The organism is Amycolatopsis sp. NPDC057786 (assembly GCF_042797905.1).
Classification (GTDB): Bacteria; Actinomycetota; Actinomycetes; order Mycobacteriales; family Pseudonocardiaceae; genus Amycolatopsis.
Window position 1 is genome coordinate 65,397 of the sequence record NZ_JBHVKW010000024.1, and the last position, 11,691, is coordinate 77,087.

Consider the following 11,691-nt stretch of genomic DNA (forward strand, 5'->3'; position numbering starts at 1 on the left):
AACAGTCACCTGATCCATATTCGAGACGGCTCACAGGCCGCGTTCCGGGTACCCGACCTCGATCGCGCTGACGTCGTCGAGCGCCGAGCGGATGGCGGGCGGGAGGGTGATGTCCTCGGCCGTGAGCGAACCGGTCAGCTGACCGGTGTCACGGGCTCCGACCACGGGCGCGACCACTCCGGGCCGGTCCCGGACCCACGCCAGCGCGACGGCCAGCGGCGAGGTTCCGAGGCCGTCCGCGGCCGTCGCGACGGCCTGCACGATCCTGGCCGCGCGATCATTCCGGTGATGTTCGACATAGCCGGCGAAAACACTCGACGCGCCGCGCGAATCGGCGGGCGTCCCGGTGCGGTACTTGCCGGTGAGGACGCCCCGGCCGAGTGGTGCCCACGGCAGAAGCCCGATGCCGTGGTGCTCCGCGGCCGGGACGACCTCGCGATCGACACCGCGCTCCAGCAGCGAGTACTCGACCTGCGTCGAGACGAGTGGAGCGGCGGCGGAGCTGCGGGCGGCGGCGGTCGCGAGCTGCCAGCCCGAGTAGTTGGAGACGCCGACGTAGCGGACCTTACCGCTGGTCACGGCGTAATCGAGGGCGCCGAGCGTCTCGTCGACCGGCACGGTGGTGTCCCACGCGTGCAGCTGCCACAGGTCGATGTGGTCGGTGCCGAGCCGTCGTAGCGAGCCGTCGAGCGCGCTCAAGAGGGCGCCGCGCGAGGCACCGCCGCCGAACGGGCCGTCGGTGCGGCGGGCGACGGCCTTGGTCGCGAGCACGATGTCGTCCCGGGGAACGAGGTCGCCGAGCAGCGCCCCGAGGACGCGTTCGCTCTCGCCCTCGCCATAGATGTCCGCGGTGTCGACCAGGGTGCCCCCGGCGTCGACGAACGCGACCAGCTGGCTGGCCGCCTCCTCCGAGTCGGTGTCGCCACCCCACGTCATGGTCCCGAGGGCCATCCGCGAGACCCGAAGTCCCGACCGGCCGAGCTGTCGCTTTTCCACGACGGGCGAGCCTAGCCGGAAGGCAAGTGCGGGACGCGGAGCAGGTGAGCGTGTCGTGATCGAGTACCACCGTGCGGGTCATCGCCGTGTCAACACCCTGAACGGAGGAGTGACTCTCCGGTGGATACATTCACGCCGTGCGACTCGGACTGAACTTGGGCTATTGGGGCGCGGGGAACGACGCGGCCAACCTGGCATTGGCGAAGAAGGCGGACGAACTGGACTACGCGGTCGTCTGGGCCGCGGAGGCCTACGGGTCGGACGCGCCGACAGTGCTCTCGTGGGTGGCGGCGCAGACCTCACGGATCGACGTGGGCAGCGCGGTGCTCCAGATCCCCGCGCGGACACCGGCGATGACCGCGATGACCGCCGCGACCCTGGACACGCTTTCGGGCGGCCGGTTCCGGCTCGGCCTCGGTGTTTCCGGCCCGCAGGTCTCCGAGGGCTGGCACGGCGTGAAGTTCGCGTCGCCGCTGGGCCGCACCCGCGAGTACGTCGAGATCGTCCGCAAGGCGCTGAGCCGCGAGCGGGTCCGGTACGACGGCGACCACTTCCAGCTGCCTCTGCCGGGCGGACCGGGTAAGGCGCTGACCCTGACCGTGCACCCCGTTCGCGATGAGATCCCGGTGTACCTGGCCGCGATCGGCCCGAAGAACCTCGAACTGACCGGCGAGATCGCGGATGGCTGGCTCCCGGTGTTCTATTCGCCTGAACACGCCGGTGAGCAGCTGAAACTGATCCAGGCGGGCGCGGACAAGGCCGGGCGCACCCTCGACGCGTTCGACGTCGTCCCCACCGTCCCGCTCGTGGTCGGTGACGACTGGAAGGCCTGCGCCGACGCGGTCCGCGGGTACGCGGCGCTGTACATCGGCGGGATGGGCAGCCGGGAGAAGAACTTCTACAACCAGCTCGCCTGCCGGATGGGCTTCGAGCGCGAAGCCGCCGACGTCCAGCAGAAGTACCTGGGCAGGGACTACGAGGGCGCCATGGCGGCCGTCCCGCTGGAGTTCATCGACGCGACGTCGCTCCTCGGACCGAAGGAGCGGATCGCCGACCGGATGCGGGCCTTCGCCGAGTCCGGCGTCACGACGCTGACCGTCGCGCCGTCCATGCCGGATCCGGAGGGCTCCGCACGCGCCCTCGAGATCGCGGCCGAGGCCATCGAAACGGCCGGTGTCGCCTGATGGGCTGGTTCGAAGCGCTGGTCCTGGGTCTCGTCCAGGGCCTGACGGAGTTCCTGCCGATCTCCTCCAGCGCGCACCTGCGGATCACCGCGGCGCTCGCCGGCTGGGACGACCCTGGCGCCGCGTTCACCGCGGTGACCCAGATCGGTACCGAGCTCGCGGTCATCCTGTACTTCTCGGCCAAGATCGGGAAGATCCTCCGCGCCTGGTTCTTCTCGATCTACAAGAAGGACTGGCGCCAGGACCCCGACGCCCGGCTGGGCTGGCTGATCATCGTCGGCTCGCTGCCGATCGTGGTGCTGGGCCTGCTGCTGCAGGACGCCATCGACGAATCCTTCCGTGACCTGCGGATCACCGCGACCACACTGATCGTGTTCGGCCTGATCCTCCTGGTGGCCGACCGCATCGGGAAGCAGCAGCGCACCCTCGACCACCTGACCGTGCCCCACGGCCTCGGTTTCGGGTTCGCCCAGGCGCTGGCGCTGATCCCGGGTGTCTCCCGCTCCGGCGGCACCACCAGCGCAGGGCTCCTCCTCGGTTACACCCGCGCGGAGGCGGCGGAGTACTCGTTCCTGCTGGCGCTGCCGGCGGTGTTCGGCTCGGGGCTGTACAAGCTGACCGACATCGGCAAGGACGGCGCTCCGGCGCAGTGGGGGCCGACGATCCTGGCGACGCTGGTCGCGTTCGGCGTCGGGTACGCCGTCATCGCCTGGCTGATGTCCTACATCAAGACCAAGAGCTTCGTGCCGTTCGTGATCTACCGGCTCGTGCTCGGTGTCCTGCTGTTCGTGCTGATCTTCACCGGTGTCCTGGACCCCGGCGCGGGTCCGCACCTGTAGATCCCCTGCATTCAGTCCTCTGGATGCGGTCCTTGCACGCGCAAGTACCGCATCCAGAGGACGAAACGCGGGGGTGGGCAAAGCAAGACCCGTAGGGTGGGCCACGTGAGTACTGTGATCCTTCTGCGCCACGGCAAGTCCACGGCGAACGGTTCGGGTGTCCTTGCCGGGCGCACGCCCAAGGTCGGCCTGGACGACACCGGCCGGGCGCAGGCGGCGGCGCTCGTCGAGCGCCTGGCGCCGGTCCCGCTCGCGGAACTGGTGGTCTCGCCGATGCTCCGCTGCCGCCAAACGGTCGCCAAGCTGGCCGAGGCACGCGGTCTCGACAAGATCAAAGAGCCCGGTTTGTCCGAAGTGGACTACGGCGAATGGACCGGGCGCGCGCTCAAGGATCTGTTCAAGGAACCTCTGTGGCGCGTCGTGCAGGCGCATCCCTCGGCCGCGGTCTTCCCCGGCGGGGAAGGGCTCGCGGAGATGCAGGCCAGGGCGGTCGCCGCCGTTCGTGCGCACGACGCGAGGATCACCGCGAAGTACGGTGAAAACGCGGTGTGGCTCTTATGCAGCCATGGCGATGTGATCAAGGCGATCCTCGCCGACGCGCTCGGCCAGCACCTCGATTCCTTCCAGCGGATCGTGGTCGACCCGGCGTCGGTCTCGGTCGTCCGGTACACCGAGACTCGTCCGTTCGTGTTGCGCGTCAACGACAACGGTGGCGACCTGGCCGGTGTCGCCCCACCCGAACCGAAGGCCAAAACCAAGCGCGGCAAGGGAAAACGCAGCTCCGACGCGGTGGTGGGCGGTACCACCGGAGCGTGACGACCGCCGTCGGCGGCGTCACGCCACGGACGGCATCCACCGGCCCCTCGCTGCCCGTAAGGTGGCCAGACCAGCAGATTCGACGACCCGGGAGCAACACCGATGATTTCGCAGGACAACCCGTTCGCCGCGCCGAGTGAGCTGCCCTACGCCCTTCCACCGTTCGACCGGATCGCCGACGAGCACTTCCTTCCCGCCTTCGAAGCGGGCCTGGCCGAGCATGCCGCGGAAATCGAGGAGATCGCCGGTTCGGCCGAGCCGCCGACCTTCGAGAACACCATCGTCGCGCTCGAAAAGTCCGGCAGGCTGCTGTCCCGTGTCTCCAGCGTGTTCTTCAATCTCGCCGGATCGAACGCGAACGACGAGATCCAGCGCGTGCAGGCCGAGATGGCGCCGCGTCTGGCCGCGCACGCGGACGCCATCAACCTGAACCCGGCGCTGTTCGCCCGGATCGACTCGCTGTTCGAGCGCAGGGAAGAGCTCGGCCTCGACGCCGAGTCGCTGCGCCTGCTGGAGCGTCACCACACCGACGTGCGCCGCGCCGGCGCCGGTCTTCCCGAAGCCGACCAGAAGCGCTTGCGCGAGCTGAACGAGCGGATTTCGACGCTGTCGACCCGGTTCCAGCAGAACCTGCTCAAGGACACCAACGAACTGGCCGTGGTCGTCGACGACGTCGCGGAACTCGCGGGTCTCGGCGAGGACGAGATCGCCACGGCGGCCGAAACCGCGGGCGAGGAGGGCAAGTACGTCCTCAAGCTGACCCTGCCGACGGCGCAGGCCGCGCTGGCCTCGCTGGAGGATCGCGCGCTGCGTGAGCGGATCTTCACCGCGTCGGTCTCCCGTGGCAACCGGGGCAACGAGTTCGACAACAACGAGATCGTGGCCCAGCTGGTCCGGTTGCGTGCGGAGCGGGCCGCCGTGCTCGGCTTCCCCGACCACGCCTCGTACGTCATCGAGGACGAGACCGCGAAGACCGCTCAGGCCGCCGTCGGTCTCTTGGAACGGCTCGCGCCCGTGGCGGTCGCCAACGCCAAGGCGGAGGCCGAAGAACTGCAGCGCTACCTCGAAGCCGACATCCCCGGCGCGATCCTGCGCCCGTGGGACTGGGCGTTCTACGCCGAACGCGTCCGCAAGGACCGGTTCGAGGTCGACACCGCCGCGCTGCGCCCGTACTTCGAGCTGAACCGGGTGCTGACCGACGGCGTCTTCTTCGCCGCGTCCAAGCTGTACGGCCTGAGCTTCACCGAGCGGGAAGACCTGCCGAAGTACCACCCCGAGGTCCGGATCTTCGAGGTCTTCGACGCCGACGGCACGGAGCTCGGCCTGTTCCTGCTCGACTACTACGCCCGCGACTCGAAGCGCGGCGGCGCCTGGATGAACAACTTCGTCGACCAGACGAGGCTGCTGGGCACGAAGACGGTCGTGGTGAACGTGCTCAACGTCGCCAAGCCTCCGGCGGGGGAGCCGACCCTCCTGACCTTCGACGAGGTCGTCACCGCGTTCCACGAGTTCGGGCACGCGCTGCACTCGCTGCTTTCCGACGTCGAGTACCCGACGTTCTCGGGCACCAACGTCCCGCGTGACTTCGTCGAGTACCCCTCGCAGGTCAACGAGATGTGGATGCTCTGGCCCGAGGTGCTGGCCAACTACGCCAAGCACCACGTGACCGGGGAGCCGCTGCCGCAGGAGCAGATCGACAAGCTCCTGGCGTCGCAGCAGTACGGCGAAGGTTTCTCGACCACGGAGTACCTCGCGGCGTCCCTGCTCGACCAGGCGTGGCATGCGCTGGGCACCGAGGACAACGTCGAGGACGTCCAGCGGTTCGAGGCCGAGGCGCTGACCAAGGCCGGTGTCGCCCTGGAAGCCGTGCCGCCGCGCTACCGCACCACCTACTTCGCGCACATCTTCAGCGGCGGCTACAGCGCCGGGTACTACTCCTACATCTGGAGCGAGGTCCTCGACGCCGACACCGTCCAGTGGTTCCGGGAGAACGGCGGGCTCACCAGGGAGAACGGCAACCACTTCCGCCGCGAACTCCTCGGGCGGGGCGGCAGTGTCGACCCGATGGCGGCGTTCCGCGCGTTCCGCGGCCGCGACCCGGAGATCGAGCCGCTCCTGAAGCGGCGCGGCCTCGCTGGGGCCTGACCTCCTGACGGTTCCCCGCCCGGGCACCCCCAGTGTCCAGGCGGGGACCGCGCTCAGGCGGCGAGCTCGGCGACGGCCGCGGTCACGTCGTCCACTTCCCGTTCGGTGTTGTAGTAGTGCGGGCTCAGCCGCAGGCACCAGTCGACGTCCTTGTCCCCGAAGTCGAACTGCGCGAACTCCCGGTAGCTGAGCGCGGAGTTGATCCGGCGGGTGTCCATCGCTTCCTTGAAGGGCACCGCTTCCCAGCCCTTGATGGAGAAGGTCACCAGCGCGCCCAATTCCGGGCCCCGGTCGAGCACTTCGACACCGGGAATGGCGCCGAGCCCGTGCCGCAGTCTCGCCGCGAGCGCGGGAGTGCGCCGTGAGATCGCCTCCAGGCCGACCTGACGGGCGTACCTCGCGGCGGCGGCGCAGCCGAGCACGGTGGCGTACGGGAACTCCCATTCTTCGAACCGGGACGCCGACTTCGCCGGTTCGTACGCGCCGGGCGCGCTCCAGCGGGCTCCGTGCATGTCGATGAACAACGGCTCGTGCCCGGCGTCGAGGAACCGGTCGGAGACGAACAGGAACCCCGAACCACGCGGACCGCGCAGGAATTTGCGGCAGGTCGAGGTGAGCAGGTCGGCACCGATCTCCTCGACGTCGACGGGGTACTGGCCGATCGACTGGCAGGCGTCGACCAGGTAGAGCAGGCCGAGCTCCCGGCAGTGCCGCCCGATCTCGGCGACCGGCTGGACGAGGCCCGAGTTGGTCGGGATATGCGTGGCGGCGACCAGCTTCGGCTTCTTGGCGCGCATCAGAGCCGCCATGGCCTCGACGTCGACACCGCCCTCCCGCGAGTCCGGTGCGTGCACGACCTCGACGCCGAACCGTTTCCGCAGCGACAGGAACGCGATCTGGTTGGAGATGAAGTCGTTGCGGGTGGTGAGTACGACGTCGCCGGGTTCGAACCGGATCGAGGACAAGGCCGTGGAATAGGCGTGGGTGGCGCTCGCGGCGAAGGCGATGTTGCGGGGCCGTGTGTTGATCAAGGCGGCGATCTCGTCGTAGAAGACGGCGACTTCGCTCGCGCGCGCCGCGGCGGCCTCGTACCCGCCGGTCTCGGCCTCGAGATTCAGGTGATCGAGCATCGCGGCCAGTACCGGCTTCGCCAGGAGCCCGCAGCCCGCGTTGTTGAAGTGGACGACCTTCTCGCTGCCAGGGGTATCGGCTCGCAGGGCCGGGACATCCAGTAGTGATTCCGCCGAATGTTCAGTAGCACTATCATGATGCTTCATGTCGGATAGTAGCACTTCCGCGCTCGTCGCCCAGCTGCGTTCGCTCATCCGCACGGCCGCGGCGGGGGAGCGGTTGCCCAGTAGCCGGGAGCTCATCGAGCGCTATCGGGTCGGCCCGGGGACGGTCTCGCGCGCGATCGCCCTGCTGGCCGCCGAAGGCACGGTCGTGACCCGCCCCGGGAGCGGGACGTACGTGGCGACGAAGGCGACGACGGCGGAAGAGCCGCTCGACACGGCGTGGCAGACGGTCGCGCTGACCGATCGCAGCGTCGACACCAGATCCCTCACCGGCGCCCTCGGCCCGCCACCGGAGGACGCCATCCTCCTCGACGGCGGCTATCCGCACCGGTCACTGCAGGCGACTCGCTTCCTGAGCGCGGCGCTGGCGCGGGCGGGCCGCCGCCCGGACGCCTGGGACCGCGCGCCCGCCGCCGGTCTGCCCGCGCTGCGGTCGGTGTTCGCGGGACCGGCCGGTGCGTCACCGGACGACGTTCTGATCACCGCGGGCGGGCAGAGCGGGCTGTCCATGGCGTTCCGGGCGATCGCGGCACCCGGCAGCCCGGTGCTCGTCGAATCGCCGACCTATCCGGGAGCCCTCGCCGCCGCCCGGGCGGCGGGGCTCCGGCCGGTGCCCGTGCCGATCGACGACGACGGCGTCCGCCCGGACCTGCTGGCCGAAGCGTTCGCGATGACCGGCGCCCGGCTCTTCTACTGCCAGCCCACCTTCCACAACCCGACCGGGACGGTGCTCGCGGCCGAACGGCGCACGCGTGTGCTGGACGTCGCCAAGGCGGCGGGCGCGTTCGTCCTGGAGGACGACTTCGCCCGGTATCTCTCCCACGGGGCGAACGCGCCGCGTCCGCTGATCACCGACGACCGCGACGGCACTGTCGTCCACCTGACGTCGGTGACCAAGGCCGCCGCGCCGAGCCTTCGGATCGGCGCGTTGATCGCGCGAGGGCCGGTCCTCGACCGGATGAAGGCGATCCGGCGAGTCGACGACTTCTTCGTCTCCCGTCCACTGCAGGAGGCCGCCCTCGAACTGCTCAGCGCGCCGTCCTGGGAACGTCACGTCCGGCGACTCGGTGCCGAACTCCGGGAACGGTGCGCGAAAGCGGCCGCGGCGCTGGCGGGGGAGTGTCCTGAATGGACCATCGCGCGGCCTCCCGAGGGCGGCCTGCACCTGTGGGTGCGGCTACCGGCGGGGAGCGATGCGAACGCGCTCGCCCGCACCGCGAGAGAGCGGGGAGTCGTGGTCGGGGCAGGGGAGCGGTTCTTCGCCACCGAGCCCGCCGGCCCCTTCCTGCGACTGAGCTTCGCCGCCGCGGCGGACATCGCCGAACTCACCGAAGGCATTCGCCGGCTCGATTCAAATGTATAACGACCTATACGGCCTGGCTCAGGCCAAAACCGCTTCGAGGAACGGACGAACACCACCGCCGAGGACGACACCGGCGACCATGCCCGCCGTGACCTCGGCTTTGGTGCGACGCCGAGGTGATGGCAGGAGCGGTGATCATCGTTGCGGACCGCGGCGCCCAGCTCGCGCGAGGATGTCGGCGCCCGCGGGATCGGCTCGGACGGCTTCGTCGAAACTTTCCTTCGGCAGCACGGTGTTCCCGGCCACGGTCACCGTCGCCGGCGGGCTGTCGTAGCCGTCGGGACGGACATCCCAGAAGTTGCCGACGAAGGCGACGTTCTCCATCGGCGGACCCACCTGGAGCACGATCGGGGTGTCGGCCCGGCAGACGATGTTGCCGAGAACGGTGATCCAGGCCGCACCGTAGTCGGCGTACAGCCCGAAGTTGTACGAGGTGAGGACGTCGCGGATCACGTTCCCGCGGACCAGCGCCCCGCCCGCGAACGACGAGCCCTGTGGGGCCGAGAGGTAGATCCCGCCGCCGTCCATCAGCTTCCCCATGCTGCGTTCGACGAGGTTGGAGATCACCTGGGTGCCCTTGGCCTTCTCGCCGCCGGTGATCACGATGCCGTTGTGCGGGACGTCGTGGATCTCGTTGTGGGCCACGGTGGTCTCTTCGGACTCGACGACGAGGACGGCGGGGGACCCGCGGTACTCGGTGCCGGTGTGGTGGACGAGGTTGTCCTCGATGGAGACACGGGTCCCGAAGTGGACGGCGACCCCGCTGGCCGAGATCTCGTTGAAGACGTTCGCCCGGATCTCGATGTCGGTGCCGCCTTCGATCAGGAGCGCTCCCGCGCCGAGTCGGGTGAAATGGTTGCCCTCCAAGGTGATCCGGCCTGTCGACGTGAGGCTGACGTTGGCAGGCAGCTGGACGGGCTCCGCCGGCACATGGACGTAGCCCACGTCGGCACCGAGGTCGATCTTCTGGAATTCACCTCGTTCGTACCGGGCGTTGCCGTGATAGTGCAGGTAGCCGCCGGTGCGGGTGGGGCCGGACCAGGTCGCGTCGGCGAAGGTGAAGCCACGCAGCACGAGGTCGTGCACGTCTCGCCCGCTGACGAGCGACTCGAGCACCGGGGCGACGACTCTGGTCTTGCCGATCTCCTCGCCGGGGCGCGGACGGTAGTGGAGGACGTGGCCGTCCGGATCGGCCCTGCTGACGGCGAAGGTGCCCGGTTCGGTCAGGAAGGCGACGTTGTTCTCGAGTACGGACGGCGCGGCGAGGCCGTCCCACGTGCCGTCTCCGCCTGCGCCGTACCACTTGGAGTCGTAGAGGGACTTGGCGTGGTCGAAGGCGGGCTGAGCCATGGTGATCGTGGTCGACGTGGTGTCGCCGGTGATCGAGGTGACCGTGAGCCGGGCTTCGGACCATGGGTAGACGCCGGGGTAGACGAACTCCAGGCCGGACGGGTCCGGCCAGGCTTGCGGCTCCGTGCTGTCCGTGACGTAACCGGTCGCTGTTTTCGTCACGTTCCCTGGGAGGCCAGTGGGGCGTGCCGCCCGTTCGGCGGGCCGGCCGTCCACGGTGAGCCGTCTCGGCGCGAGGTCGCCGATCGGTGCCGTCCAGACACCGCCGGGGCCCGCCGTCCAGCCGGTGATTTCGCGGCCGCCGCTCAGTTCGACCTTCGCTTGTTCCGGGGTTCCGTAGCCCTCCGCCTGGTAGATCACGCGGAACCCGTTCGAGCCGGAATCCCCCAGTGCGTCGTCGAAGGCGAGAGGTTCTTCGAGGTGGTGGACGCCTGTGCCGAAGGTGACGATGACGTCGCCGCTCATTTCGGCCGTGGCGGCGCGGACGGCCTTCTGTGCCGCTTTCGGGGTGGCGAACGGCCGGTCGGCGGTGCCCGCCCAGTCGTCTCTGCCCTGGGGGGACACGAAGAACCTGATTTCAGGCATGCTGAAGCGCTCCTGCGGGTTGGTTTATGGGATATACTGAGGTTTATCAGCTAAACACGAACGAGTGACAAGCGTCAAGGGAGTGACGGGTGGCGGAAGACGACGCGCAGCCGGATCCGGAGCGTGCGATCGAACTGCTGTGGGGAACTCCCGAGCCGGAGCGGCCAGGGTTGAGCCTCGGCCGGATCGTCGCGGCGGCCGTCGACGTCGCGGACGCGGAAGGGCTGGCCGCCCTCTCGATGCGCAAGGTCGCGGAACGGTTCGGCACGACCACGATGTCGCTCTACCGGTACGTCCCCGGCAAGGCGGAGCTGGTCGAACTGATGCGCGACGCCGTGTACGGCAGGTTTCCGATGGAGCCGTCGGACGGGCTCGGCTGGCGGGCGGGTCTCGAACGCTGGGCGCGGCGGGCATGGGAGATGCATCGCCGTCACCCGTGGCTGGTCCACAGTGCGGGGACCCGGCGGTTGCCAGGGCCGAACATCATGGCCGGATACGACCACGCGCTGGATGTGGCGTCGCGGACCGGCCTGGCGCCGGCGCAGGTTATCGCGGTGGTGAACCTCGTTGGCGGATTCGTGGACTCCGTCGCACGTCAGGCGGGGGAGGCCGCGGAACTTCAGCGGCGCACCGGGGTGTCCCATGAGCGCTGGTGGAGCGAGCGTGAATCGCTTTTCGAGCGCCTGGACCGCTATCCGGCGCTGGAGCGGCTGTGGAAGGCCGGGGGGATGGACACACCGCTCGATCCGTTCGAATTCGGGTTGCAGCGCACGCTCGACGGCGTGCAGGCGCTCGTCGAAGACCGAGAACGTGAGGTAATGCGTGACGAAATTGGCGGAGGAGAGTGTGCCACCTGCGGCAAGCCGCTGAACGGGGGAGGGCGGGGCAGACCTCGGGACTACTGTTCGAGGGCCTGCCGGCAGCGCGCCTATCGCCTCCGTCAGGCCAGGTCCTGATTCTGGAATGAGAGTCGTGGGGGGGGGGGGGGCGGGGGCGCCCGGGGCGGGCGGGGGGCGGCCCCCCCACGACCGCGGCCATCCCCGCCCTCGTCGGCATGGTGGTCGACGGCACGAACGACGTCGAAGCCGCGGAGGTCCTCGGCGCACTGGTGGAGATCC

Annotated in this window: 9 protein-coding genes; 6 read left to right on the top strand and 3 right to left on the bottom strand. The window is 69.4% G+C overall.

Going from position 1 to position 11,691, the window contains the following annotated elements:
* Positions 1–30: 30 nt before the first annotated feature.
* Positions 31–996 (bottom strand): aldo/keto reductase, encoded by a 966-nt coding sequence (locus ACFVM3_RS16020; protein WP_378439330.1) that lies wholly within the window; start codon positions 994–996, stop codon positions 31–33.
* 137 nt (positions 997–1,133) lie between these two features.
* Between ACFVM3_RS16020 and ACFVM3_RS16025 the strand changes: the two genes are divergently transcribed.
* The 4 genes from ACFVM3_RS16025 to ACFVM3_RS16040 all read left to right on the top strand — a co-directional run bounded on the left by ACFVM3_RS16025 (position 1,134) and on the right by ACFVM3_RS16040 (position 5,980).
* Positions 1,134–2,180 carry an LLM class F420-dependent oxidoreductase gene (locus ACFVM3_RS16025; protein WP_378439332.1) on the top strand — a complete coding sequence of 349 codons (1,047 nt, stop codon included), beginning with the start codon at positions 1,134–1,136 and terminating at the stop codon, positions 2,178–2,180.
* Positions 2,180–3,019: an undecaprenyl-diphosphate phosphatase gene (locus ACFVM3_RS16030; protein WP_378439334.1), complete on the top strand. Its 840-nt coding sequence runs from the start codon at positions 2,180–2,182 to the stop codon at positions 3,017–3,019. The genes ACFVM3_RS16025 and ACFVM3_RS16030 overlap by 1 nt, the downstream gene beginning before the upstream one ends.
* Positions 3,020–3,124: 105 nt before the next feature.
* Positions 3,125–3,835 carry a histidine phosphatase family protein gene (locus ACFVM3_RS16035; protein WP_378439336.1) on the top strand — a complete coding sequence of 237 codons (711 nt, stop codon included), beginning with the start codon at positions 3,125–3,127 and terminating at the stop codon, positions 3,833–3,835.
* 102 nt (positions 3,836–3,937) lie between these two features.
* A complete protein-coding gene (locus ACFVM3_RS16040) occupies positions 3,938–5,980 on the top strand; it encodes a M3 family metallopeptidase (protein ID WP_378439338.1) in 2,043 nt (680 codons plus the stop codon).
* A gap of 53 nt (positions 5,981–6,033) precedes the next feature.
* Here ACFVM3_RS16040 and ACFVM3_RS16045 read toward each other — a convergent pair whose 3' ends face one another.
* Positions 6,034–7,257, bottom strand: a complete 1,224-nt coding sequence (locus tag ACFVM3_RS16045; protein ID WP_378439340.1) for an aminotransferase class V-fold PLP-dependent enzyme — start codon at positions 7,255–7,257, stop codon at positions 6,034–6,036.
* On the opposite strand from ACFVM3_RS16045, the gene ACFVM3_RS16050 reads away from it, so the two are divergent.
* Positions 7,256–8,638, top strand: a complete 1,383-nt coding sequence (locus ACFVM3_RS16050; RefSeq protein WP_378439342.1) for a PLP-dependent aminotransferase family protein — start codon at positions 7,256–7,258, stop codon at positions 8,636–8,638. The genes ACFVM3_RS16045 and ACFVM3_RS16050 overlap by 2 nt on opposite strands.
* A gap of 135 nt (positions 8,639–8,773) precedes the next feature.
* On the opposite strand, the gene ACFVM3_RS16055 is transcribed toward ACFVM3_RS16050, so the two are convergent.
* Positions 8,774–10,573: a right-handed parallel beta-helix repeat-containing protein gene (locus tag ACFVM3_RS16055; RefSeq protein WP_378439344.1), complete on the bottom strand. Its 1,800-nt coding sequence runs from the start codon at positions 10,571–10,573 to the stop codon at positions 8,774–8,776.
* Between the two features lie 89 nt (positions 10,574–10,662).
* On the opposite strand from ACFVM3_RS16055, the gene ACFVM3_RS16060 reads away from it, so the two are divergent.
* The gene (locus ACFVM3_RS16060) at positions 10,663–11,529 is read left to right on the top strand and encodes a TetR/AcrR family transcriptional regulator (RefSeq protein WP_378439346.1); all 867 of its coding nucleotides are present in this window, start codon (positions 10,663–10,665) and stop codon (positions 11,527–11,529) included.
* Positions 11,530–11,691: the final 162 nt, after the last annotated feature.